Origin of the sequence: Ruminococcus albus AD2013 (genome assembly GCF_000526775.1) — a bacterium.
GTDB lineage: Bacteria > Bacillota > Clostridia > Oscillospirales > Ruminococcaceae > Hominimerdicola > Hominimerdicola alba_A.
Genome location: NZ_JAGS01000005.1, coordinates 351,634 through 376,499 on the forward strand (window position 1 = coordinate 351,634; position 24,866 = coordinate 376,499).

The 24,866-nt window shown below is 39.3% G+C and carries 24 protein-coding genes and 1 pseudogene; 3 read left to right on the forward strand and 22 right to left on the reverse strand.

All coding sequences use genetic code 11. The features are described from left to right. Positions 1–75: 75 nt before the first annotated feature. The gene (locus tag N773_RS0119050; protein WP_024859213.1) at positions 76–1,119 is read right to left on the reverse strand and encodes a helix-turn-helix transcriptional regulator; all 1,044 of its coding nucleotides are present in this window, start codon (positions 1,117–1,119) and stop codon (positions 76–78) included. 238 nt (positions 1,120–1,357) lie between these two features. On the opposite strand from N773_RS0119050, the gene N773_RS22760 reads away from it, so the two are divergent. Next, on the forward strand, positions 1,358–1,513 hold the full coding sequence (locus N773_RS22760) for a hypothetical protein (RefSeq protein WP_196231694.1): 156 nt from the start codon (positions 1,358–1,360) through the stop codon (positions 1,511–1,513). A 164-nt stretch (positions 1,514–1,677) separates the two neighbouring features. Here the strand turns inward: N773_RS22760 and N773_RS0119055 are convergent, their stop codons facing one another. From N773_RS0119055 to N773_RS0119135, 16 genes and pseudogenes are all read right to left on the reverse strand, one after another. Next, a complete protein-coding gene (locus N773_RS0119055; RefSeq protein ID WP_024859214.1) occupies positions 1,678–3,282 on the reverse strand; it encodes an RICIN domain-containing protein in 1,605 nt (534 codons plus the stop codon). A gap of 522 nt (positions 3,283–3,804) precedes the next feature. Then, positions 3,805–4,404 carry a TetR/AcrR family transcriptional regulator gene (locus tag N773_RS0119060; RefSeq protein WP_024859215.1) on the reverse strand — a complete coding sequence of 200 codons (600 nt, stop codon included), beginning with the start codon at positions 4,402–4,404 and terminating at the stop codon, positions 3,805–3,807. A 272-nt stretch (positions 4,405–4,676) separates the two neighbouring features. Continuing rightward, positions 4,677–5,789: a DNA/RNA non-specific endonuclease gene (locus N773_RS0119065; protein ID WP_024859216.1), complete on the reverse strand. Its 1,113-nt coding sequence runs from the start codon at positions 5,787–5,789 to the stop codon at positions 4,677–4,679. A 202-nt stretch (positions 5,790–5,991) separates the two neighbouring features. Further along, positions 5,992–7,212, reverse strand: a complete 1,221-nt coding sequence (locus N773_RS0119070) for a hypothetical protein (protein WP_024859217.1) — start codon at positions 7,210–7,212, stop codon at positions 5,992–5,994. A 108-nt stretch (positions 7,213–7,320) separates the two neighbouring features. Next, entirely contained in the window at positions 7,321–7,761 is a 441-nt protein-coding gene (locus tag N773_RS0119075) for a single-stranded DNA-binding protein (RefSeq protein ID WP_024859218.1), read from the reverse strand. Positions 7,762–8,096: 335 nt separating this feature from the next. Continuing rightward, a pseudogene (locus N773_RS22060) lies at positions 8,097–8,369 on the reverse strand (fibronectin type III domain-containing protein); the annotation flags it as partial. A 1,192-nt stretch (positions 8,370–9,561) separates the two neighbouring features. Continuing rightward, positions 9,562–10,002: an NPXTG-anchored protein gene (locus N773_RS22440; protein ID WP_024859220.1), complete on the reverse strand. Its 441-nt coding sequence runs from the start codon at positions 10,000–10,002 to the stop codon at positions 9,562–9,564. Between the two features lie 82 nt (positions 10,003–10,084). Further along, a complete protein-coding gene (locus tag N773_RS0119095) occupies positions 10,085–10,336 on the reverse strand; it encodes a DUF6465 family protein (protein ID WP_024859221.1) in 252 nt (83 codons plus the stop codon). A gap of 123 nt (positions 10,337–10,459) precedes the next feature. Next, positions 10,460–10,741 carry a hypothetical protein gene (locus N773_RS0119100; protein WP_024859222.1) on the reverse strand — a complete coding sequence of 94 codons (282 nt, stop codon included), beginning with the start codon at positions 10,739–10,741 and terminating at the stop codon, positions 10,460–10,462. Between the two features lie 167 nt (positions 10,742–10,908). After that, positions 10,909–11,811 (reverse strand): carbon-nitrogen hydrolase family protein, encoded by a 903-nt coding sequence (locus N773_RS0119105; protein ID WP_024859223.1) that lies wholly within the window; start codon positions 11,809–11,811, stop codon positions 10,909–10,911. A gap of 25 nt (positions 11,812–11,836) precedes the next feature. Further along, positions 11,837–12,532 carry an urea ABC transporter ATP-binding subunit UrtE gene (gene urtE, locus N773_RS0119110; protein ID WP_024859224.1) on the reverse strand — a complete coding sequence of 232 codons (696 nt, stop codon included), beginning with the start codon at positions 12,530–12,532 and terminating at the stop codon, positions 11,837–11,839. Next, positions 12,532–13,320 (reverse strand): urea ABC transporter ATP-binding protein UrtD, encoded by a 789-nt coding sequence (gene urtD, locus N773_RS0119115; RefSeq protein ID WP_024859225.1) that lies wholly within the window; start codon positions 13,318–13,320, stop codon positions 12,532–12,534. The genes urtE and urtD overlap by 1 nt, the downstream gene beginning before the upstream one ends. Positions 13,321–13,324: 4 nt before the next feature. Next, complete coding sequence (urtC, locus tag N773_RS0119120) at positions 13,325–14,428, reverse strand: urea ABC transporter permease subunit UrtC (RefSeq protein WP_196231695.1); 1,104 nt, start codon at positions 14,426–14,428, stop codon at positions 13,325–13,327. 5 nt (positions 14,429–14,433) lie between these two features. Then, a complete protein-coding gene (gene urtB, locus N773_RS0119125; protein WP_024859227.1) occupies positions 14,434–15,291 on the reverse strand; it encodes an urea ABC transporter permease subunit UrtB in 858 nt (285 codons plus the stop codon). Positions 15,292–15,357: 66 nt separating this feature from the next. Beyond that, entirely contained in the window at positions 15,358–16,614 is a 1,257-nt protein-coding gene (locus N773_RS0119130; protein ID WP_024859228.1) for a transporter substrate-binding domain-containing protein, read from the reverse strand. A gap of 83 nt (positions 16,615–16,697) precedes the next feature. After that, complete coding sequence (locus N773_RS0119135) at positions 16,698–17,723, reverse strand: aliphatic amidase (RefSeq protein ID WP_024859229.1); 1,026 nt, start codon at positions 17,721–17,723, stop codon at positions 16,698–16,700. A 628-nt stretch (positions 17,724–18,351) separates the two neighbouring features. On the opposite strand from N773_RS0119135, the gene N773_RS0119140 reads away from it, so the two are divergent. Together N773_RS0119140 and N773_RS20830 are read left to right on the forward strand one after the other, a co-directional pair. Further along, positions 18,352–19,419, forward strand: a complete 1,068-nt coding sequence (locus N773_RS0119140) for a helix-turn-helix domain-containing protein (protein ID WP_024859230.1) — start codon at positions 18,352–18,354, stop codon at positions 19,417–19,419. Between the two features lie 99 nt (positions 19,420–19,518). Continuing rightward, complete coding sequence (locus N773_RS20830; RefSeq protein WP_024859231.1) at positions 19,519–20,166, forward strand: AAA family ATPase; 648 nt, start codon at positions 19,519–19,521, stop codon at positions 20,164–20,166. Positions 20,167–20,625: 459 nt separating this feature from the next. Here N773_RS20830 and N773_RS0119150 read toward each other — a convergent pair whose 3' ends face one another. The 5 genes from N773_RS0119150 to N773_RS0119170 form a co-directional block, all read right to left on the reverse strand. Further along, the gene (locus tag N773_RS0119150) at positions 20,626–21,567 is read right to left on the reverse strand and encodes a hypothetical protein (RefSeq protein ID WP_024859232.1); all 942 of its coding nucleotides are present in this window, start codon (positions 21,565–21,567) and stop codon (positions 20,626–20,628) included. 228 nt (positions 21,568–21,795) lie between these two features. Further along, positions 21,796–22,422, reverse strand: coding sequence for a hypothetical protein (locus N773_RS0119155; protein WP_024859233.1), 627 nt, complete (start codon positions 22,420–22,422; stop codon positions 21,796–21,798). Positions 22,423–22,614: 192 nt separating this feature from the next. Then, positions 22,615–23,766, reverse strand: coding sequence for an RNA-guided endonuclease InsQ/TnpB family protein (locus N773_RS0119160; protein ID WP_347495405.1), 1,152 nt, complete (start codon positions 23,764–23,766; stop codon positions 22,615–22,617). Beyond that, complete coding sequence (locus tag N773_RS0119165; RefSeq protein WP_196231662.1) at positions 23,738–24,361, reverse strand: IS607 family transposase; 624 nt, start codon at positions 24,359–24,361, stop codon at positions 23,738–23,740. The genes N773_RS0119160 and N773_RS0119165 overlap by 29 nt, the downstream gene beginning before the upstream one ends. A 99-nt stretch (positions 24,362–24,460) precedes the next feature. Next, on the reverse strand, positions 24,461–24,856 hold the full coding sequence (locus tag N773_RS0119170; RefSeq protein WP_080678409.1) for a hypothetical protein: 396 nt from the start codon (positions 24,854–24,856) through the stop codon (positions 24,461–24,463). Positions 24,857–24,866: the final 10 nt, after the last annotated feature.

Genomic DNA, 24,866 nt, shown 5'->3' on the forward strand with positions numbered 1-24,866 from the left:
GCTTTTTTCATCTTCGGTATATAGTATAACATATAAGATGGGTAAAAAAGCGGCGGTGTAGTTGATATCAATTTCTCACTTATATCTCTCTGCCGCTTCTCTAAGTGTTTTGCCAATCTTCATGCGCAGGGACTCCGGAAACAGCACCTCGACCTGATCGGCGTACTGTATAGCCCAGTGCAGCATAGCGTCCTCGCTTACACGCACCCTGACTTCCATAGAGCCATCTTTAAAGGTAGTGATACCTGCCGAAGAACCGAACCAGTCAACAATATCATTCATGAGATACTGCTGACATCTGAATTTGCATAAACCGACCTCACCAGCCCACATATTCGGGTGTTCGCGGACATAATCGCCTAGGTCTATGCCGTTCTCAAAACCTTTCAGTGAACGCACTGACACCGCCTTTTCATCAGTAATTGAGATATCGGTTATCCTGTCGGTGCGGAAAACGCTAATGCCATCACGCTCCTTTGGATTCCCCAGCATATAGTACCGCCCATTCAGCGAAAGCAGCTTATATGGGCTGACGGTGTAGAGTTTTTTCTCACCGTTGTCGTCAGTCCGCGGATGAAGCTTGAAGTCGGTGCCGTAGTCGCAGTAACGGAATTGCACCTGCTTTTTGTCGATGGCTGCCTCGTTCAGCAGTGATATTGTGTAGAAAAGCGACTTATTCACACCGTTTCGTCCAACCGTCGATGTCATGGTTTTTACGCGCTTTTGGAAGTCATCTTCGCCCATTTCGGCTATCTTCATGACCAGCCTGTCACACTGATTTTTCGGCAGATAGTTCGAGAAAAGCAGGCTGTCGATCATCACGCAAAGTTCGCTTTCGTCCCACTTATGCTCACGTTGGAAGTACCAGTCAGTCATTATATTCTCATGTGCACCACACTTGTTGGTACGGTGATGCTCGATATATACCAGCGGATAATCTGCTTCCAGCAGCATAGAAAGATTATGGCGCACCGTCTTGCGGTCAATTTTCACACCATAGTCCTCAAACACCAGATCGGCTATCTTCTGCTGAGATATCCTGTGTTCCTCGTCAGTATGCTTTTTCAGCACCTCAAGAATATAGTGCATATAAAGCTTTTTCGGCTTTTTCCCTGTCATTATGATACCTCCCTTGTCGTTTATGTTTAGAGTATTATAGCACATCAAAACAGATTTTGCAATAGGAGTATGTACGGTTTTTGGGACATGGTCTATTTCAAATATAATGATAAAGCACCATCATGACTTCGTGACATAATGGTGCTTAGTGATCCGCTGTAAATTGTCTGTATTAATTGTTTTGGTGTGGATAGATTACTTCTTTAGCGCTAATCAGATAAAGCTCTACTCCTTGGCAGTGTTATTACAGCTTAGCCAGCTTGGAAAACTCGTTCTTCAGTGCGGGATAGATATCGCGATAAAGCTGATAGAACTTCTCGTACTCGGGAACTGTTGCCGCATTGAGCTCCTAAACCTTGTTGGTACGTACAACACCTCGGGTACGCTGGAGTAGATGCCTGCGCCCACCATTGAGAGCAGTACAACGTCCAGCTTTTTATTATTTTATGATTTATGCTGGGGTCGTTCAAAATTGAGTAAGGCTCTATTCTTTTGCCTTTGGTGATGTTCAATTTTTGATCGTTCAATAAATAATTATACTGTAAAGTGTATTTTTAATTATTGAATACACTGATTAAGAAGATTAGCAAAATTGTCGGAGGCTTTTATCGGAGTGAACATAGAAGCACTACGATTATCAGTTCCATATGTGAATCTTGCATATTTTGACCATGTTTTATTCCAGACTCCGCTAACACAAACTGCTACATAATCATCAACGTAAGTATGGAATGCTAAACAAAATTCTCCATTTGTATCAAAGTAACCATCGTATTGATAATCATCATATATATGTTGTTTAATCATGTAAATTCCCTGAAGTCTACCGTTCTCGTCCTTAAACGCATATGTTCTACCATCGTTGCCGGTAAAATTAGTTTTAAGATATCCCGTGTCATTGATAAGACGATTAAATAATTCTGAATCAAAAACCTCTATAGTAGCACATCTAAAATTAGATGTTTTTGATTTATACAAGGTTATTTTAACTTTTGCATAAGTTTGAGATTTTGCAAGCGTATTAGTAATACCAAAAATTGTTTGTGTTTTAGGCATTGCAGGGAGATAGTCGGTTCCAGTCTGTATTTCAAAGTCTGCAATTGCTTTCCACAAGTCAATATCTCTCTTATTCCTTATTAAATCATCCACCTTCTCCATTCCTGATGGAACATTATCTTTTGTTACAATTTTATATCTGTAGCCACCATAATTAACTGAACCTAGGGTATATATGTTGCCTGCTCTATTAAACTGATTAGGTGCTTTAGTCGTATAATCATTTATAGGCTCTAAATACCAGTCATCATTGAGTTTTGAACCATTGCCCTCCCAGATCTTAACAGTGGCACAGTCATCGTAAGAAGAGTTTTCAACTTCCAAAACCTTGTTGCAATTACTGCTGGCAGAGCCTATCTCATAGCTGCCGTCATTCAGTCTTTTTAATATGAAATTCTGCTGCACGCAGTTGCTTACATTATCATATATCTTCAGATTTGTACCATTTGTGTTTGCTTCCGATGGACCCGATAAATCAAAACATCTACTGCTGTTTCCACCCATTGAATAAATTTTATAGAAACCATTTACATATTTGATATAAAACTGCTGATTAAGATCGCCATGGAATCGATATTGAACTATTTTAGCATTATTGTAACTTGAACCGCCCATAACATCCAAATACTTGTTAGTCTTTTTATTTCGGATGTAATATGTTCCATCAATATTGTAATTTTTGGCATCTGGAATTTTGGGTTCGGAATTAGTTTGTGTATTAGTCTGTGAATTATTATTGTTTATTCGAGGATAAAGCACTTTCAACATCTTAGTAAGAGAATCAGGACCAAAATAACCATCTACGGTCAAATTATACGTTCTCTGAAAATCATAAACTGCTGTCCTTGTTGCACTTCCAAAAGCACCATCAACATCCAATTCTGAAGTTTTAAGATGACTATTTTTCCAATCACCTTTAGTAATAAGGTCGTTTATGGCACACTGGAGCCACTTAACATCGTCTCCTCTACAACCCATTGAAAGTGTACGGGTTGGTGTTGGATAGTTCCAATAGTCTGAAGCTGCAAAAGCAGACATAGGCAGTATCGAAATGACTACTACAATAGTCATGAAGATACTAACAACTGATTTTGATAATTTCATCATGTTTAATTTTACTCCTTAGCTTTTTGATTTATAAATAAATGAAAGATCATAAAGAAGAAAACATCAAACATCAAAATCATCTCTCCTCCATTCTATTCCATATTTAATGTTTTGATCTTACGGTCAATCAATTATTTACTAAGTACTAAACTTTTTGAAAAGCATTGCAATTCATACATGAACGCTGCTGCAAACAAGTTTTTTCCTATTTACTTATGACCATGTGCATAATCATGCTAACAGCCTATTAACTATTAGGTTTTATACGTAATAGTTAATAGTTAATACTCTAAAAACTATTAGCTATTATACATTAGCTGTCACTGTTTGTCAATACATCAGCTTTGATTTCGGCGCATTGACCTTTTCCGTCAAAATATATAAATCATAAATTCAGTTAGCATGCACAAAACAACTCGGCTAATCAACGATTCTTCAAAGAAAAACGTATTGAAATATAGAAAAAACAAAAACCGCACCCGAAATAATTCCAGGTGCGGTAATATCACATATGATATCTGATTATTTGATAAGACAATGTCGATCAATATACGAATCAACCAGCCGTTCAATAGTTGCCAGTGCTTCAGGCTTCTTTTCCGGCTGTCGATCGGACATATGGATCAATAAGGTGGTCGATGCTGTATATTCCATCGCAAATATCTCGGGGTCTCCCTTTATCATGACACCCTCATCCATCAATCTCTGAAAGAGATTTGTAAAGAGAGTGGTGATCTTCTTGATGTGATATGTTGTAGTACGTTCTGCAAATTCTTCGTTTCTGAACTGTTCAATGGACAACATTCTGCGCATCTTTGTTATAACTTCGCTATTGATCGTAAACATAACTGAATGCATAGTAAATTCTTTCAAATCTTTTCCTGAGTGAACCTTTTCCGCTTCACTGAGTACCTTATCCATTCCAGTATTGTACTCCTCTTCTGTTTTTTCTCCAAGAGCACTTAAAAGATCAGCTTTTCCTTTCAGATACTTGTAGATAGATGGTCCTTTGATACCGACACGTGCTGCGATATCATCTATCGTCGTTCCATCATAACCTTTGACCGAGAAAAGATCCAGCGCAGCTGCCAGTATCCTTTCTTTTGTGTTTCCTTTCTGCATATTTGTCCCTCTTCTCTGAAGATTCCTAATTTGGCTAACGCCTAATCCATTGTAGCAATTATACTCCACCTTGCGATAATTGTCAATAGGTTCGCATTTATTTTTTTATTACACGAACAAGATTTTCTACAAATTGTAAAAAAAGTACCCGTCCATCACCCCCCCAGCATCGATTCCTAATTCTGTATTTGTCTTTATGATTGGTTCAGTCGTAGTAATCCTAGTTCTTTATTCATGTATTATTTCCTTGTTTGCATATAATTCCCCTATTATTATGGATTACAACGTTTACAAGGCGTATAACCCTGAGTTATCAGGTCATCTCGATTCCCTTCATAGTCCCATCGATTTTTCGTTTTTATATCCTTTACACTAGAACATGAAGGTAAATGGAACTTTTTTGTATTCGTATTTACTACATAATCGCACTGTTCCTCGGTTTCGCTCTGCTCAAAGGAAGTTGTAACATTAGTTACAGCAGTTGCAGTATTAGTCGTTGTAGTTTCAGAAACCGAGTCTTCCATCAATCTACTATTACCGGAAGTATAATCAATAACTATGCCCGGCTGAACATTATAACAAAATACACAGAACTGAATACCTTGACCTTGGTCTTCTACCGAATATCCTTCCATAAGGACACCATTTGCAACAAGATTATTTCCTTCAAAAATCGGAGTTACCCTATAAAGGACATGATTACCAGTATTTTTAACATAATCAGCTACTTTATTCTCAAAAGGAAGCATTCCATGTATATTCAGATAGCGAGTTCCGGTTATAAGATTTTGGGCATTCGCGTTCTCCCCCGAATTTTCATATGATATGAGGTGGCAACGGTTGTACAAAAATTTACCCTCAATTAAATCATCATACCTTATCGTCTGCCATCCGCTCGGTTTTATCATCCCGATCGGGCCACGTGGCTCAGTGGGCATTAACTCAATACAAATATTTGCAAAAGCCGGTCCGCAGCGTCCAAGGTCATCCAGAGGACTGTATGATTCAAACGCTTCCGTAACAGTTTTATCTTCAAAAAAAGGAATGTTATTGTTGACCTCAACAAACGGTTCACCTGAATAAGACGGGATGTCAGCTAAGGAAAAGCCGATAGATACAAGCTCAGCTGCAGCTGTAGTAGTCGTTTCTTCTGTAATTGCCGCAGTTGTACTTACTGAAGTTACTGTCGTTTCTGATGCAGAGCTTTCTGTGGTACTTAACACGGGGACAGCAGTTTCTGAACTTATTTCTGTTATAATTTCAGTTGATACCACTGTTGCGGATGGTTTGCTTTGATGGGGAACCGAACTTGTACCGGTAGTAGTGCAGCCACCTAAAGCAAGCATCACAAATGAAATAAGTAATGCAATTGGTTTTTTAAGCATTGTATTCACCGCCTTTCTTGTATATTTGATACTACAAAATATTCTGCACTCATTTTCTTATAAAAATTATACATGATTTTAGTTAATAATTCAACAAGTTTCTTTAAAATCGTCAGTTTGTATAAAATACTCGGTATAGATCACTAAAAAGAAAGGTTACGCTGCTCCAAGCCCAACATAACCTTTCAGATAAGAGTTTTTATTATTTATTGATCCCCTGAAGCCCTAATTCGGTGTTCGGATCATTATCAGACTTCGTTATATCTTCTTTTACAATATCTGATAGCACATCCTCGTTAACTACATCACTCTTATTCTTGCTTCCGCTGCTATTATCATCAAATATTCCTTCAGGGATCCTTATAGGTTCCTTTGAAAACTCTTCATTCATTTTATCTCTTATCTGTTCTCTGTTTGAAACTTCATTTTTGATTTCATTTATATCGTTGATAATTATAGATTCTACACTGTCCTTTTCATTGTTGTACTCAATTATTATTTTTCTGATATCGGAAGTTTTGTTCTGATTATTTATCACTATTCTTTCCCATTCCGGAGAAAGATCTATTTTCAGTGCTTTTTGGATCTCCTCTTTAGTGGAATTGAGGTTGATACCGTTACTTAACTCTACATTATATTTACTCACTGCATCTTTATATGCAGCAACCGAATTCAGGTAAGCTTGCTGAGCTTCTTTTCCGGTAGATTCAATGGCATTAAACTGCATTATGACTTTGTGGTTGATATCCCGGATAGAGGAACCGTTTATATTTGATAGGTCCTCTTTCATGCTTTCAAAGTTTGCTCCCATCTGAGCAAAATCATTCTGGATGTCTTCTACTGATAGTGCCGAACCTATCTCTACTCCATTTACCGAAGCGGACAGGTCATCATCAATGTTTACAGATTCTGTTTTTCCGTCTGCTTTTTTCTTGGTTTCTGATAATTCCAAGCTATCAGCAATTGTAGATGCCGTTTTATCATCATCGGACACGCACAGAATTGCATATTCATCATTTACGGTTTTTATATAACCGTTTTTTTCATCATCATCTCTTAATATGCACTCAAATTTCCCGTCTTCCAATTTCTGCTTAATATAGATGTTTTCGGAGAATTGTCCTGAAAAAAATGATGATAAAGCTGCAAGATCATCGTTCGCAGCTGGATCATTCATTCTCCTTACCTCTACTAAAAAGTCATCATCCTTAAGATAATATCCATTTTCTGTTGTATTATCCTTTGAATTCAAATGTTCATCCGGCACATAAAAATACACTCCGTCTATGGATGTTATCTTTGTAAGGTTAACTGCTTCTACGGGATATTTTTGGTTTATCACCTCCCGCGAATCAACTCCGCATGAAGTTGCAGCTACAAGAATTAATGCAGCTGAAAGAAAAGTAACTATCTTGTTGTTCATAGATATTGCTCCTTTCTACAATTTAACTATATATATTATAGCTGAAAATTTTAGTAAATAGAAAAAAGCTGCCATTTTTTAAATGACAGCCTTTTTTGTTGTGTTGGATCAGAATACGTCTCCGTCGTCAAAGTCTCCGTTGAAACTATCGAACGAAGGGAAATCATCAGGTGCTTCGATTGGCGCATCAGAAACATAGTTATTCTGAGGCTGAATTGAGGCATCCTTCTTCGGCTCGCCGGTGAAGTTTACCTTTTCTGCCTGCAGACAGTAGATGATCCTGTTATTGCCGTCCTTATCCTTATAAGGATTTGATCTGAACGAACCAATTACATTGATCATTCTTCCCTTTCCGAAATACTTACCGATAAACTCGGCAGTCTTTCCGTAAGCCTGACAGGGTATGAAGTCTGTCATAGTTTCTCCAGACTTCGTTTTGTAGTCGCGGTCTACAGCAACAGTGAAGTTTACTGCAGCATTTCCGTCTCCTACCTGTCTCATTTCCAGATCCTTTGTGATTCTTCCCATAATTACGCAATTGTTCAGCATTATTATTTCCTCCTTAAGTTTTAGAGTTTGAAGTGTGATTGTAAGTTCGATAGGTGAATGGGGATCCAACATCAGAACTCCATATCATCAATATCGGTCTCGTTTATATTATATACGAAAATTCAAATCAATAAAAAAAGAGGGTGTTGCAACCGCAGCACCCTCTAACCATATCCGAACATCAGAGTAAAAAACCATAATTACTGGTGAAATAAGCTGTTTCAGTGCGCACATCCCCAAGCCCTCTTCAAGAGCTTGGCACCTTTCAGGTCTGTGCCGGGCTCTTTTTCTTTGTTTGGAGCTACAACAGCCCCATTATCAAATATATGCCATAACTACTTAACTGTAACAGTTACAGCGTGATAAATAGCACCTGAAGTGTCCCACTTGCCATTCACTCTAGCAGCAATAGCAACTTTATATGTTTTGCCCGGAGTCAGATTCTTTGGAGAAGTGTATGTATTGGTAGTGAGGCTCTGAGTCTGAATTCTCCACTTTCCAGCTAGATAAACAGCTATACCGTATCTGTCAGCGTTCTGTACTTTATCCCATGTAAATCTTATCTGGTGATAATCCTCGCTGTAATCAACCTTAATATTCGTGGGATAGGTCAAACCAATTTCTGTTTCATTTTTCTTCTTTACAACGATATCAACTGTAACATTTCCATCAGGCATTGTGAAAGACAAAGAATCCGTTATGTCATATTCCTTACGATCAAACGTATATATTACCTTATCAAGTTCATAGCCTTCTTCTATTTGGGGAAGAGCAACTTTTACATCAGCACCTTCCTCGTATTCATAAGTATCTATAATATCAGTTTTTTCATTATCAGACTGCTTTATACCATAGGTAAGGTTGTGTATTTTTTTAGGTTTGACAGTGTAAATGCCTTTATCTTTATCTTTGTCCAGAACAAGCTTATCACCAATATAGAGATTTCCTGTAACAATGGGTTCGCCTTCCGTAACATTTGATGACTTTACAAAGGTGCTATCTCCGTCTATATATATTTTTTTGCAATTTAAGCCGATACCAGTGTCACAATTCTCAACTGTGACACGACTGTTATTTATACTTAGTTTATTATAAGCTGAAATTGAATATGTAGTACTATACTTTCTGCGTGATTCAGAAATGTATACATCAGAATCATTTTGTATTGTAATACTATTCAGAAGCGAAGTGATACCACTGCTAAAACCTGTTACTGAAACTTTAAAGTTGTCAAGAATGAGCTCTTTACCGTGACACCATATACCTATTTCTTTCAATTGTTCATTGTTATTGATCAGATCTAACGTTCCTGTCATTGTTACACTTTCCTTGGCAAGTATAACAGCCCACCGAGTATTAGCATAAGTAGAGCCTTCAATTTCCTGCGGATTGTCAAAGGTGAGCAAATGAATTTCAGGATCATACTTAACGGAACCTCCGTCAGAAAGAACGTCGTCCTTGTTTTCACTTGTTACCTGAGTGTTGCCTATCCAAACCTGATATTCGGTTACATTGTCATCTGCAAAAGCAGTAAACGGAATCTGTGCAAAGCTAATAATAGATACTACAGCAACAGTCAAAATCTTCGATGACCTTTTCATATTTTTTCTTTCCTTTCTGTCTTATCTGTTATAAGTGAATATAATTAAATTGTTTACTTAAATATCATTCTAACAGATAATCATTTATTTGTCAATAGAATCATCGTATAATTTATAAAATTATGCTCTTTTTCTTTGTTGGGGCTGCAACAGCCCCAAATATTACTGTATTTTTGTAACTGAACACCTAATGATACTTTTATCTTCTCTTTTTGCTTACAATCATCGCGCCGGCAGCTACAGCAGCAACTGCAAAGCTCATGCTTACTGCACCTGTATTAGGATTTGCGTTTTTATTGCTTGATTTGCTGTTAGCTTTTGAAGCAGTATTGTTTGTGTTTGCCGGTTTTGTATCGTTCTTTGATTCAGTGTTGTTACCTGTTGTTTCAGCAGGAGCATCAGTCTGCGAAGCATTATTTTCTGCGGGCTTCTCTTCTTCAGTCTTAGTTTCATCTGTAGGTGCATCGTCGTTTACAGGTGTGTCTTCAGCAGGGTCTTCCTCTACGGGAACATCCTCTGAAGGAAGCTCATTAACAGGCAGATCCTCGATAATGCCTGACTCTGCAGATGCAGACATTGCACCAAAAGCTGTTACCATTGTCATCGTGGCAAGTATTGTCATGATTCTTCTTGTTTTCATTTAAGGTTTCCTCCTTGTTTATGTTAAAGTGTTTTCCACTAATAGTGGAGCAGTAAATACATACATTATAATTACAGCAGATTTATTCGAAAATAACATCATTGGAAAGATCGTCCGCATTACTTAGCGCAACACTTCCTTTCACTTTTCCGCCATTACCTATAAAATAAGCCTTCCTGCCCTCTGCTTTGATGTAAAATGTAAGTTCATTCAGGCTATCCGATGAATTCCCGGCATTTACCCAAGCTACTTTGACCGAATCCATAACATCTCTTATATTTACTTGAATATCACCGACCTCAAAAATAACCTTTGTTACTAATTTTTTTGCCATTAATAGCACTTCCCTTCCGTCTATGTGTTTAGACAATTATATTATATAAGAAAATTTTGTATTTTAAAAAAAATAAATGCCCTGTAAAAACACAGAGCATTTTCAAGCTAATAAAAAGGTGAACTACGGATCGTACATGGCAGGATCAAGTCCCATTTTAATGATTTCCTTTTTTAAGTATTCTTTCCTCTGTGGATCTTCAGTCTGCGCAAATTCAAGAATAATACTTTCCAGTTCCATATTTGAGATGTCGTTTGATTCGCTTGATGTTTCTTTGGGTGCTTTTTTTAAACCTTGTCGGAGATTTTCATTTTCTTTCTCCAAAAAGTTTTTATACTCTGTCAGAGAATTTATCTGGTTCTCCAACGAGCCAATATATTTTTTTAAATAATTGATCTCATTCATATATCCTCCTCCGAATCATAAACTTCTTCATTAGCTGTAGTTATACAAAACTGTCATTTACGGCATCCTCAAAATGAAAAAGAATTATCAAATATACTATTGTAATATAAATAAGACAGCCCCTATTCAAAAAGCTGAACAGGAGCCATCAGTGGAGATAATAGAAGTTATTTGCCGAATATCGGATCATTCAATACGTCAGTATACATCTCGATGTACTTATCGGGACGAAAATCTGTTCCACCTACCGCGGGATTATAGATGAATTCATCTCTGCCCGCAAGGGTAAGATCAATGGTAGCAGTGAACATCTCGGATTCCTTTGCATGGGGCTCGGTGAACTTGCGTCCCGCATAATAGTGTACTTCCCAGAAATTACGGGAGGGTCCCATTATGCTGCTGCCGCCCCAGAACACATTGTACATATCCTTTCCGCCAAGATTGGAAGAAGCGATATAGATCTGGTTCTGAATTACCTGCGCTTCAAGTGTGGTGCTTCCCACAGCAGGTCCGTGACACTCGGCAAGTGCTGTACAGTTTATGTACAAACGTGCTCCCTTTGCCGCATAGTATCTCATCATTTCAGGGAAACAATAGGAATCATAGCAAATCGATATACCTATTGGACCCCACTCGGTATCCAGCAGAAAAGGCTTGTCACCCCTAACCGCCCACTCGGGTTCGGGAGGAGGCAGATGAATTTTTCTGTATGAGCCCACAAGCCCACTTGGCGAGAATACCGCAAGTGCATTGTAGATCTTTGAAACATCCTCGGGATCTCTTTCAGGCATACCGAACACAGCATAGATACCCAGTTTCTTTACCAGTTCTTCAACCTTTGAGGTACTCGGTCCCGGTATAGTTTCTGCAAGAAGAGTCTGCATCTTTTCTGGGCGTGGCTTGTCTGTCTCATTATCGTAGCCTGTCAGTGCCATTTCGGGAAAGATCACGATATCGCTTCCCTTTTTGGCTGCCGCTTCGATATATCCCATTATCCTGTCAAGATTCTTTTCCTTTTCTCCCCATGAAGCATTGAATGTTACCGTGGAGACTGTGATGATATCTTTCATTAGTTATTCCTCCAATCCGTTGATATCACACTGCAAGATATTTCTTTACAAGCTCGTCTGACATCTCGTCCCTTGTACCGCTTGCTTCTATCCTGCCCTTTTGTATCATTACAAATTTGTCCGCGATCTTTCTGCAAAATCTGTAATTCTGCTCGACCACGATTATCGTCACGCCCATCTCGTTCTTTATCCTGTTGAGGATATGAGCTATCTCAGCTACAACATTGGGCTGGATACCTTCAGTAGGCTCGTCCAGTATCAGCAGCTTGGGATCTGACATCATGGCTCTGCCTATCGCAAGCTGCTGCTGCTGACCGCCCGAAAGCACACCGCCCTTACGGCCCATGTGCTCTTCAAGGGCAGGGAAAAGATCGAGTATTACTTTCTTGCGCCCCGCAAGATCTCTGGTATGTGCATAACCTCCCAGATCCAGGTTCTCTTCAACTGTATAATCGGGGATTATCTCACGTCCCTGGGGGACATACGCCATACCCATAACGGAACGCTCATGAGCAGAAAGTTTTGTAACATCCTTGCCCATAAATCCCACTGAGCCATTGCCGCAGGGAAGAACACCCATTATGGCTTTCAGAAGTGTTGTTTTTCCAACACCGTTCCTGCCCATTATAACTAGCTTTTCGCCCTGATCTATATGAAGATCCATACCGTTGATAACACGGCTCTTTCCATAACTTACATGAAGCCCCTTTATGTCAAGCATCAGTCACCCTCCTCATCAAGATCGTCTTTCAGATATACCTTTATTACCTCAGGATCATTCTTTACCTCGCTAAACAGACCCTCCGAAAGCTTTCTGCCGTGATTGAGCACCGTTACGTAATCAGCTATCTGTTCAACGAATTCCATATCATGCTCAATAACGATAAGAGTATGCTTGCCTGCAAGCTCCTTTATCATCTCGCCCGTCTTGAAAGTCTCGGTGTCAGTCATACCCGCCGCAGGCTCATCGAGTATGATAAGCTCGGGCGACTGGGCGATGACCATGCCGATCTCAAGCCACTGACGCTGACCGTGGGAAAGCTCGGATGCGGTACGTTCTCTGTCATCATAAAGATCTATCTGTCTGAGTACCTCTTCAATCTTGTCTTTCTGCTGTGTTTTTCTTCTGTATCGCAAAGCATCTTTAATAGAGGTATACCCTTTCAGAGCTATCTCTATATTCTCGTAGACCGTCATATTATCGAATACATTCGGTCCCTGGAACTTTCTTCCGATATGATATTTTGATGCGATGACTCCAGGTTCCTTGCCTGTTATCTCTTCGCCGCGGTAAAGAATCTCACCCGCGGTAGCTTTTGTCTTGCCTGTTATGAGATCCATAAGCGTACTTTTTCCTGCACCGTTCGGGCCTATGATAACATGGATCTCACCTTCCTTGACTTCGAGATCCACATCAGAAATCGCCTTGAATCCTGAAAAGGATACCGTTAATCCTCGTATCGTAAGTATATCCGGAGCAGTACGAAATGCTGCGGTCGCTGTATTCATGATATCACCTTCTCTGTAAGGAATAAACATTACCCGTTACTTTGCGGTTCTTCAGTTCTTTGCCGCTCTTTGCATCATCCGCACCTCTGCGGGTAAGCTTGATTATACGACCCATGATGCCGTCGGGTATGAAGTAGATGACTGCCAGCAGCAGTACACCGATGATGAGCTGCCAGTATCCCGAGAAATACTCGGACAGCAGGCTCTGTGCCCAGCTGACAAGAAGTGTGCCGACAACTGCGCCTGTAAGATTTCCTCTTCCGCCTACCGCAACTCTTATAACTGCCATAGTTGAAGCGGCTACACCGATATCTTCGGTCGTGATCGTACTTGTGCAGGGAGCGTACATTACACCTGCCAGACCTGCCAGAGCACCCGATACTGTGAATATCAGTATCTTATAGGCACTGGTGTTATATCCAAGAAAACCGAGACGGGATTCATTCTCACGAACAGATGTGCAGACCTTGCCGATACGGCTATTAGTCAACCACATACAGAACAGGAACACCGCCGTGCCCACGGCAAGTATCACATAATAATACTGAACCTTTGTAAGAGGGGGATTTTTGTGCAGAGCAAATCTCTGTATGCTCTGAAGACCGTTGAACCCGTTAGTATACTTCTGAAGATTGATGATGAAATCCTTGAATATCTGCGCAAGGGCAAGAGTGATTATGGTAAAGAAAACGCCCTTGATCTTACTTGAAAATACGAACTTTCCTATAAGGAACGCAAATGCCGCAGGTAATACTATACCTATTATCGCGGCGACTATCGGATCTTTCAGCGGAGCATAGAACCAAGGAAGCTCCGTTATTCCTTCACGCTGCATAAATGCAGGAACACCGTTCTGTATCTGATACGAAAGTCCGATCATATAACCACCCATACCGAAAAGTACAGCATGACCAAGACTAAGAAGTCCCGTATATCCCCAGAGGAGATCCAGTGATAAGGCAAATATCGCGTAGCAGATATAACTGCCCATCATCTCAACTCTGAATTCCCTTGCAAAAAACGGGAAAACTGCAAGGAAGATCAGTATCGCGATATCCGTGCATCTCGTTACCGGGAACTTGCGGGATATCTTTCTTGTTTTCTCCACGGTACTCATCTCCTCTCCTTAGTGAACAGACCCTCAGGTCTGAATCTTATCAAAATTATAACTATTACGAACAGTAGTATCTTCGCCCAGGTATCATTGAGGAAACCTGCGGTGACTGTTCTGCCCTCTCCGATGATGCCCGATGATATCAGAGTACCGAAGAAGGACTGTACACCGCCCACAACATTTGTCATGAAAGCATCTGTAAGATAAGAAGCGCCCATATCGTAGGATACACCTGTTGTCGGTGCGAGAACACAGCCTGCAATACCAGCAAGTCCCGAACCGTATCCGAATGTAAGTGTATCAACAGCCGATGTCTTTATACCCAGACATTCGGTCATTGTCCTGTTTTGAGTGACTGCGCCAAGCTTTTTTCCGAATATTGTCTTGCGAAAAAAGAAAAGTGTGAATACAAGTATAGCCAGAGAGAACAGTACAACGAATATATTATAATAAGGTATTGTCACACCTCCAGCGGAAGCAGCTCCGGGGATAGGCATATGGACATTCTGCGAAAGCGGATACTTTAAGCGCACGATCTCTGTGATTATAAGAGACACAGCATAAGTGGCAAGTATTGTCTCGGTAGGCTTAGAATACAGCCTTTTGATAAGAAGCTTTTCAATAAGCATACCGAAAAGTCCCGTTATCAGGAACGCACCTGCTATTGACACAGCAAACGGAAGATGAAAAACTTCCGATATAATGTAAGCAGATACTCCGCCTAGCATTATCATTGAGCCATGAGCCATATTGGTCACGTTCATATATCCGAATATTATCACAAGTCCCATAGTTGCCACAAGCAGTATGGACGATTGGTTGAAGCCATTTATTATCTGTGATATAAATGTCATCATGATCTTTCACTTCCCTTTTCATCAATTGTTACAGACCATGATATCATGGTCTGTAACTTGATAATCTTATTGAGGATAACACATCGGGTCGTCCCAGGCAGGCATAAAGTTTGATCCTGCATAATCGGGATACAGTATCGAAGGCCAGGGTTCGGGACGAAGTGCTGATTCAGAAGAATAAAGAATATCTACCGAACCGTCATGTACCTTGCCGAATCTTGAATATACCCATGTACAGTGGTTCTCTTCATCGACCTTGACTGTACCCTGAGGACCGTCAAAGCTTACACCCGCAAAAGCTGCGATAAGTGCATCAGTATCATAAGGGTCATCTACCTTTTCAAGTGCTTCCTTAAGCAGGTAGCAGCTGTCGTAAGCAGCTTCTGTAAGGTCAGTAACAACTGTGCCGTCATTGTAGAGGGAGTTGTACTTTTCAACGAACTTCTTGGAAGCTTCTGTATCCAGCGAGGAGAAGTAAGCCATAGATGCGTAGTGTCCCTCGGAATAATCATTACCGATAGCCTGTAAGTTAGATTCATCAATGCCGATAGCACAGATGGGGCAGGTCTCAGCGGAAAGTCCGTACTGACTGTAATCCTTGTAAAACGCTGTATTTGAATCTCCGATAAGTGCTGAGTATACCAATTCGGCACCGCTGTCCTTTATCTTGTTAACGATAGTGGAGAAATCTGTGTGTCCCAGAGGAGCATATTCTTCACCTACTACCTCACCGCCATACATCTCAACCAGAGCTCTCGCCTGCTTGTTGCAGGTCTTGGGAAATACATAATCAGAACCTACAAGGAATACCTTTTTACCCACATTGTCCATCAGCCACGGGATAAAATCCGTTGCCTGCTGGTTAGGCATATTTCCGACATAGATTACATTCGGATGTACCTCTTCGCCCTCGGTATATACAGGATACAGAAGCAATGAATTATCATCTTTCAGTGTCGAAAGTGTTGCCTGTCGGCTTGCCGAGGTGTAACAGCCTACGGTTGCAGCTACCTCATCCTGTTCGATAAGTTTCTTGATCTTTGAAGTTGCCGTTGCGGGATCGGACGCATAATCCTCATGAATATACTCGATCTTCTTGCCATTGATGCCGCCCGCTTCATTTATCTCATCAAATGCCATAATGCAAGCATTTGTCATTGTCTTTTCTACAATTGCTGTTGAACCGCTTTCCGAGAAAAGAAGTCCGATCTTAATGGTATCTCCGTTTTTTCCGGAACCTCCGCCTATACTACCGCACGAACCAAGTATAAATGCCATCATTGCAGCTGCCGATGTGACAGCAAGTATCTTACGTAATTTCAAAACATTTCATTCCTTTACTTTATAATAAAAAGCGCGCCGAAAAATCATTCATGATCCTTCGGCGCTGAAGTTACTTTATCCTTTTATTTCTTATAAGGTATGCCCTCGATAGGTGCATATTCAACACCGGGCATATCTCTTGTGAGTTCCTCAACCTTCTTCTGGGTGCCCTTGGGGTCATTTACCCAGTTGCGATAAAATTCAAACTGACATTCAGGCTCACCGTATCTGTCTTCCTTTGAATTGATAGTACCTGTATAACCTCTGTGCAGCAGCTTATAGAGGTGGTTCTGTGACTGCCAGTTCTTTCGGGCATCACGGATAGCGGATACTGATAGCTGAGCGTACTGATAACTGTTTTCCTCTGTGCCACAGATACCAAGTGTTCTGCCGTCGAAACCAACCAGTGTTGAATGACCGAAGTAAGAATATACTCCGTCATATCCCGAAGCATTTGCTACAGCCGCATAAACATTGTTGCACCATGCCATTACGGGTACGAGGTTTACCTCCTGCTGATTTGCGGGATACATATAACCTTGACCTCTGATGATGAGCTCTGCACCTCTCATAGCACAGTCTCTCCAAATCTCGGGATAGTTACCATCATCACAGATGATGAGAGATATCTTCAGACCCTTGGGTCCCTCGGAAACATATGTCCTGTCACCGGGGTACCAGCCCTCGATAGGTGTCCACGGAAGCATCTTTCTGTACTTCTGTACGATCTCACCCTTGTCATTTATAAGAATGGATGTGTTGTAAGGAACCTTGTTGGGGTGCTCCTCATGACGTTCACCTGTGAGGGAGAACACGCCCCATACCTTATTTTCGATACAAGCCTTCTTGAAGATCTCAACTTCAAAGCCATCATCTGTTGTTGCATTCTCCATCATCTCATCGAAATCATACATGATGCCGTGGGTGCTGTATTCAGGAAATGCCACAAGGTCAAGTCCGGGAAGTCCTGCTTTCAGGCCCTTGATATATTCTGCGATCTTATTGCAGTTCTCCTTGATTTCGTCCTTTGTATGAAGTCTGGGCATTTTCCAGTTAACTACTGCTACGCCTACGCTGTCTGCGCTTGAAGAAATATCACCGTGTGTCATAATAAAACCTCCTGAAATCTTGATTTTTTATTCCGTACAATACCGTGCAGCTCATGAAAAAGAAAAAAGCGGCTTGCAGATATCATCTTCGATAACTGCAGACCACTCGTCTTTGAGCATTATGTCACGCACATATCTGTGCGGAAGAAAAAGTCTTTTTTGTTTTCGGTTGTTGTCTCAACCGATGTGCTTATTATAGACCATCAGACCCGATTTGTACACTCAAAATATTTTGTTGCAGGATACAAATCTTTGGCTTGCAATTTATTAACAAATAGCATACCTATTTAATAATATTAAACTTCGCATATCTATATTTATATGCCGCATATATATACGAATATGAAATATGAAAAATTTTGTTACCTGCATAAAGAAGCTATATTTCGCATTATTAGCCATATTTTATACCCATAATTTCCAGAGAATAAATGTATATTTACAAATGATACCTTGAATGTTCATAAATTATGTGCTAATATTAAAGAAATCAAAAATGCAAGTTGCTCTTATTATTCCTGCAAAAACAACATAGAGATTGGAAATATATGTAATCTGTATTTTTTATTCTACGTTATTATATCCACCATCTCACTTAACATGGCAGGTCTGAGGAGAATGAAGAAAAATGTACAATGTTATAATTTATGAAGGAACGAAAAAACATATCCGCGTTCCGGAATGTCTTGAAGTATTTGCAAGGCACATCGGTGAGCTTCGGATATCACAAACCATCACAGATGTTGATTCCGCAATGGAACTGTTGAACATCAAGGGAGCAAATATCATTATCATGGATACTGATATAGAAGAGCCAAACGGTTTCAGTCTACTTAAAAGTCTGAACAACACAAGCGATCCTCCATGCGTGATACTGACAGGCGAAAAAAGCGATTTCGATACGGTAAAAAAGGCTCTGGTGTTAGGCGCATTCGATTATCTTGTAAAGCCTATCAGTGAAGATGAACTATTCCAGACACTAAAAAGGGCGATCGACAAATTCGACAGGCGCTATAAGAAAAGCAGCAGTTCAAAAACTGATGGACTGTGTTTGGATATAGCAGACTGCATCCTCGACGGAAGCAGTGATCTGGATATAAAGATCAATATGTTACTGGATGCAGATGCTGAAATATCATCAGAGCATGAAGAGCAGTACAGCACAAAACTAAAAAAATCAGCGGAAAAGATTTACGGTATGATCTGTCGGCAGCATAACTGGATTAGCGATCTTATCCCGTCACCCGAGCTGTTCTTAAAAGATATACCATCTGCGAATATATGCGAAATAGATGATTTACTTCAAGTATACATCTACGGGCTTTACGGTAAGGTCAGAAAGTACAGTACCACAGGGCTGAACGGTGTTACCAAAATAGCTGTGGAATACGTATTGGATAACAGGTTCAGCAAGCTGACACTTGCGGATACCGCAAAGAACTGTTTCGTGAATAAAACGCATCTGAGCCACATTTTCAAGCAGAATCTCGGACTTTCATTTACGGAATACGTTTCGGGACTAAAAATGGATATGCTTCGCAAACTGATGATATCCAGCACCAAACAGCTTTCCGAGATAGCTGAGATACTCGGATATGATGATTACAAATATATGGGCAGGATATTCAAATCCACATACGGTATTACCCCATCCGACTTCAGGAACGCTCCCTATATAATACCGATAACCGAATAAATGACGCAAAGGAGCGCTGAAAGAAATAATTTCTTTTGGTGTTTTTTTATATTCGGCAAAATTTATATGCGCCGAAAATACTTTCAACGGAGGTCTATTATGGAAAACAATGCAACTGAAACGCGAAAAAAAAGAGATAATGTGGTCATAGCGGTAACAAGACAGTTCGGTTCACTTGGACGTCCTATCGCCAGAGAAGCCGCTAAAAAACTTGGGCTGAAATTTATCGACCGCGAGATCATCGAAAAAGCAGGCGAACGCATGGGCTATAAGATCGAAGATCTTGAGATGATCGACAATCACCGCATTAAAGGCTTTTCAAGAATGAAATATCCTCTCGGCATAGGAAGCAGGAACACTCAGGATCAGCTTTTTGAGATCGAAAAAAGCATCATACTTGAATATGCCACATATGAAAACTGCATCATCGTAGGAAGATGCGCAAACTATATTCTCAGACACAGACCCAATGTGCTAAAAGTACATTTCTATGCACCCTATGAAAAGCGCCTTGAAATGTCTATTGACGACCTGAACCTTTCAAAGGGCGAAGCAAAGTCAATGATACAAAAGGTCGATGAAGCGAGAAGCAGCTACTATCTTTACCATACAGGCGAAATGTTTGATTCCACCTCCTATCAGGACGTTATGATAAACAGCTCAGTCTTCTCCTTTGATGAAAATGTAGAAAATCTGTGCAGACTGATAAAAACCAAATACCCAGATCTAGGAAACAGTGATAAATGATCTGCCGAAATGAAGTACAGCAGACATATGACCACAACAGCGTAATGCTAAAAAAATAAAGCCCCTTTGACTGCTTTGTCAGAGGGGCTTGTTCAGTTATGATTGGACAACTGTTTTTAATCTCATAATAGGATGAAGTTATTGCAAAAGTTGAATCCATATCTGCTTGGCGCTTTGAGTTTTCTATGATATAATTAAATTTAAAAACTAATATTCAGATCATGAAAATAACCAGGATATATCATTCTATTTCTGAACTTCGAGAAGATAATGCTACACTCTCAAAAAAGGATTGCAATTCTCTTATTCCAATTAAGTTACTTATTCTCGCTCTTATTGTATCCCGAAGATAATATCACTTCTTTGCTAGGTTTGTGTCACGCGTGACACAAATCATTATAAAGTGAAAAAATTTATTAATTTCCTGACAATCAACAATCTGAACTAATTTGCTCTACTTTAATCCCATTCGGTCAGTTTTGCATCAGGAGCTACCAAAACAGTTTCAGCAGAATCGTTGTTTTCATCACGGAAATAAATGTTCTGATAACTATACGATCTGATATCATCAGAAGACTTTGATACGTAAACAGATGCTGCAATGATCGGTTTTACACCGTATAAATTTACATCACTCAATTCAAATACCGCAAAAAAATCTTCATAATAGTCACTTTCAGGTAAATGATAAGTACCTGCATTCCGGTTCGGATTAATTTCGAGTATGGATGAAACAGGATCAAAGCCTTTCTCGTTTCTTACCAGACCTGCGCTTTCATACAATGCCGCAAATGCATCAAGTTTCAGCCGGGAGTAGTCAGAAAGTTCTTCATTAAATCTGAGAGCCGATAATCCTGTCGGCATCCATGTATAGTTCCATGTATCTCCTGTCGGTTTTACTTTAAGCACTACTTCCTTTTCAAGAGGCTCATGAAAACCATCGGGAGATTTGCCGCAGTAGAACTGCAGTTTTAAGCCCGTTGCTTTGTTTACAGCATTTATGTTATCATAAAATCCGTGACTTTTAACATTAACAGTATCTATTTCCCATCTCTCACCGTACTGATCGATAAGATCGCTGACGGTCAGATAACCTCCAATTCTGAAAATATCATCGCATACCTGGATATATCCCGATAAAAGATCTGCATTTTTAATGTCGTCAATCGGCTCGTATTCAGCCATGGGTGTTTCTTCGGCAGTACTTTCGGACTCAGAAGCAGATGCAGCTGCGATTTCCTCTTCTTTTACAGAAGAAAACTCCTCTTTTATTTCAGAGACCTCGGACTTGCTATCATTGTTATTTGATGTACTGCTGTCTTTCGTGCTGTTTCCACAGCTTGATAGTATGCAGCATATGCACAATGCAAATACTGCTAATTGTGTAGTTTTTATTTTCATTTTCTTATCCTCCTGAATATCTGCCTTAGTCTATTTATGTGAATTCAATTTATTATATCACACAGCACTGTAGTTTTCAATAAGAATATATGAATGCATCTTCGGAATCCTTGTGCGCCTGCGGTTATCCAATCTCCATACACCGCTTTTAAGTCAACTGAAATCAAAAAAACTACTCAAAAACATCAAAGGGGCTGTTGCACCAAGCAACAGCCCCTTTTCCAAAAATTACAGATTTAGAAATGATGTGTTTACCTTGCAAAAATCGTTCTTAAGAAGAAGATTTACAAAAGAGCCCATATAACTCATTTTCATAAACGCTTGTTCATCTTTGGATAGCGTTTTGCCTACTATAAGACTATGAACCGATCTGCTGTGATCAAACAGCATAAGGTCATAATATATTCCCTCGCAGCTGCCATAATCAACATCACACATAAATCGACATTTTTGAGCTATAGATTCGGGTATTACGTATTTATATTCACTGTAAATCTCTTTAAGGTTATATGATTCAGTAAAATACTCATCCGGTTCAAGTTTTGCTTGACCAACTCGGAACAAGATATCACTTACTATATTTTTAGGATGCCTGATACCTTCTTTCACACATCTGTGTTCGTCTACTCCTTTGTACACAGACACATAAATGCCGTTTTCTTTTCTTCTTGAAAGGTATGAATAGATCATTTCTCTTAGTCTTTCATCTTTATCAGTCATTTCTTCACGGCTTGATGAGCTGTTTATTTTATCAGCGAATGCTTTAATTTTTTCGTCATTGAGCGCTTCATCAACATCCTCAGTATAAAGAGAATATTTGTAGGCAAGTAGTTCGTTAATTTTATTGATATTCATTGAAATGCTGCCACTCAAAATGTGATTAAATATACTTACATCGAGATGTTGTAAGTTCTCGCGAACATTACTTACTGCTTCACAATGTATGCTTTTGATTGACCGAAATCATATCTACTCACAAGTTCTTGTACACTCCACAGTCGTTAATTCCCGAAATAGCCTTCGGTACATACTTACGTTTGCGTTTAATTATGCAACTTCGTAAGTCATGGCATCTTTCAAATTAAGGGCAGCATTGAGATCTCTGTCTTCGACATAACCACAACTGCATCTATAGATTCTATCTGAAAGCCTTAAATCTTTCTTGATGCATCCGCAACAGTGGCAAATTTTAGATGATGGATACCATCTGTCTACAACTCTTAATTCAATACCATTTTCGTTGCATTTGACCTGAAGTTTCGCTCTGAATTCATAAAACTTCTGTGCCGCAACCGTTTTTGAAAGATGCCTGTTCTTCATCATTCCTTTTACATTCAAATCCTCAATCGTTATATAAGATGGCTTGGTTTTTACTATCTCAGCGATTGTCTTATTGATGTAGTCAGTACGGATATTATCTATCCTATGATAAAGTTTCTGTACTTTGAGCTTTTGTTTTTGTATATTTTTTTGAGTGGACTCTCCTTTCTTTAAATTTTCATATTTGCGAGAAAGACATCTTTGCTCTCTTCGTAATTGTTTTTCAAGTTTCTTAACTTTGCCAGACTTGTTGATATTCTTGAATGTTTTACCATTAGAAATAATCGCTAAATCCTTTAATCCTAAATCAATACCGATACCTTCGCTGCTGTTTTTGGTGATTTTGTTGTCAGGTATTTCTACAAGTGCAGATACATAATATCTTCCTGCTTTTTTAGAAACTGTACCGCTTTTGATTTTCCAACCATCTTTAGTTGTTGGTATATAACCCTTTTCTTTAAGTTTTACCCAACCAAGAGTAGGGATATTTATTCTATGTCTTTCACAAGCACAATCTTTTGGATTATTCTTTACAAAATACATTTTCACATCAGATTTATCCTTTTTCTTATAGTTGGGATAACCGCTTTGATGCTTAAAAAATTTTGTAAAAGCAGCACATCCATCTTCAATAGATTTCTTTACAGATTTAGAACTTACTTCCTTAATCCATAGTTTATCTGGATTATTTGGAAGATATTCGTTATTTAGCCAGACGCTAAAACTCTTTCCACTCATGAACTTTTCGCCTTTATCGTAAAGTTCTTTGTTATGAGTAAGATAAAAGTTATAAACGTATCTGCAAGTTCCAATAGTCTTATTGATTTTAGCTTTCTGTTCCAATGTTGGACTAATTTCCGTCTTGAAGCTCTTTAGCAATTTCCTCATCCCCTTCTATTTGTTTCTTATACTTACGAAGTCCGTACAACCTGCAAGAAAATACATGAAGAATTGAAACAATGTCCTGCACGAGTTCTTCTTGTGGCGATAATTCTTCATTGTTTACCACCACAATAGTTGTATTAAACTTCATGCAGAATTTTTCAAACCAGTCATAGCCAAACCTGATAAATCTATCTTTATGTGTGACTATGATAGTTTTGATTTTTTGTTCCATCACCTCATCTAATAGTTCATTCCACTTTTTACGGTTATAATTTAAACCACTTCCATAATCTTCAATACATTGGTCTACACTAATGCCTTTAGCATTACAGAACTGTCGTAAAAAGGATACTTGATTTTGTAAGTCATCTTTTTGATTTCTCGTAGACACTCTGGCATAAATAACGATCTGACGATTATCGTTTTCTGTATTTATACCTTTAAACTGAAGATATTGGTCGTAAGTGTAATAACGCCTGTCAGTTGGGGTTCGGTTTGCTTTTAATATGCCTTCTCTGTCCCATCGTTGAAGTGTTTTTACTGAAACACCTAACAATTCGGCAAAATCTTTTGGTTTGTAATTTGTGATATTTGATGTATTCATAATAATATACTCCTTTGAGTTTATTTCAACACATTTAATCACATTTGTCAACTCATTTGATTACTTAACAACCGCTCCTTTTCTTTACTGATCGGTGTTTTCGATCTCAGTCTGCATAGCCGCGTCTATATAGTAGAATAACTCAGCAGCTACTTTAGACACTCCGTTTTGAATTAAATAATTCTTTGCGTCTTCGGGGGAATCGAATATCATCCTCTTATTTTCGCTGTTAAGCAAGTACTCGATCCCACCATTAACAGTTATTCCGTTTAAGGGCCTGCCTACCATAACGCCGCATTCATTTCCTTCCGACAGAGCTTCTATCATGTAGAAATCTTCATCACAGTGAAAGCATTGTCCGAAATAACCCGGGGTCTTTGTTATGTACAACGGTCTTTTGCATTTTGGACAATAATATTTTCCCTCAGCTGCATCCTGTCTTGAAATGAATCCACCTTTGTAAATTCCTCTTACCATCATTATTTTCTCC

What these genes read in the sequence shown, in the direction of transcription:
- N773_RS0119095 (WP_024859221.1), bottom strand. Translation starts at nt 10,336, where the DNA reads ATGGCAAAAAAATTAGTAACAAAGGTTATTTTTGAGGTCGGTGATATT.
- N773_RS0119050 (WP_024859213.1), bottom strand. Translation starts at nt 1,119, where the DNA reads ATGACAGGGAAAAAGCCGAAAAAGCTTTATATGCACTATATTCTTGAG.
- N773_RS0119060 (WP_024859215.1), bottom strand. Translation starts at nt 4,404, where the DNA reads ATGCAGAAAGGAAACACAAAAGAAAGGATACTGGCAGCTGCGCTGGAT.
- N773_RS0119155 (WP_024859233.1), bottom strand. Translation starts at nt 22,422, where the DNA reads ATGAATATCAATAAAATTAACGAACTACTTGCCTACAAATATTCTCTT.
- urtB (WP_024859227.1), bottom strand. Translation starts at nt 15,291, where the DNA reads ATGATGACATTTATATCACAGATAATAAATGGCTTCAACCAATCGTCC.
- N773_RS0119150 (WP_024859232.1), bottom strand. Translation starts at nt 21,567, where the DNA reads ATGAAAATAAAAACTACACAATTAGCAGTATTTGCATTGTGCATATGC.
- N773_RS0119065 (WP_024859216.1), bottom strand. Translation starts at nt 5,789, where the DNA reads ATGCTTAAAAAACCAATTGCATTACTTATTTCATTTGTGATGCTTGCT.
- N773_RS0119070 (WP_024859217.1), bottom strand. Translation starts at nt 7,212, where the DNA reads ATGAACAACAAGATAGTTACTTTTCTTTCAGCTGCATTAATTCTTGTA.
- N773_RS0119170 (WP_080678409.1), bottom strand. Translation starts at nt 24,856, where the DNA reads ATGATGGTAAGAGGAATTTACAAAGGTGGATTCATTTCAAGACAGGAT.
- N773_RS0119075 (WP_024859218.1), bottom strand. Translation starts at nt 7,761, where the DNA reads ATGCTGAACAATTGCGTAATTATGGGAAGAATCACAAAGGATCTGGAA.
- N773_RS0119105 (WP_024859223.1), bottom strand. Translation starts at nt 11,811, where the DNA reads ATGAAAGATATCATCACAGTCTCCACGGTAACATTCAATGCTTCATGG.
- N773_RS20830 (WP_024859231.1), top strand. Translation starts at nt 19,519, where the DNA reads ATGGAAAACAATGCAACTGAAACGCGAAAAAAAAGAGATAATGTGGTC.
- N773_RS0119135 (WP_024859229.1), bottom strand. Translation starts at nt 17,723, where the DNA reads ATGACACACGGTGATATTTCTTCAAGCGCAGACAGCGTAGGCGTAGCA.
- urtE (WP_024859224.1), bottom strand. Translation starts at nt 12,532, where the DNA reads ATGCTTGACATAAAGGGGCTTCATGTAAGTTATGGAAAGAGCCGTGTT.
- N773_RS22440 (WP_024859220.1), bottom strand. Translation starts at nt 10,002, where the DNA reads ATGAAAACAAGAAGAATCATGACAATACTTGCCACGATGACAATGGTA.
- urtD (WP_024859225.1), bottom strand. Translation starts at nt 13,320, where the DNA reads ATGAATACAGCGACCGCAGCATTTCGTACTGCTCCGGATATACTTACG.
- N773_RS0119100 (WP_024859222.1), bottom strand. Translation starts at nt 10,741, where the DNA reads ATGAATGAGATCAATTATTTAAAAAAATATATTGGCTCGTTGGAGAAC.
- N773_RS0119055 (WP_024859214.1), bottom strand. Translation starts at nt 3,282, where the DNA reads ATGATGAAATTATCAAAATCAGTTGTTAGTATCTTCATGACTATTGTA.
- N773_RS0119140 (WP_024859230.1), top strand. Translation starts at nt 18,352, where the DNA reads ATGTACAATGTTATAATTTATGAAGGAACGAAAAAACATATCCGCGTT.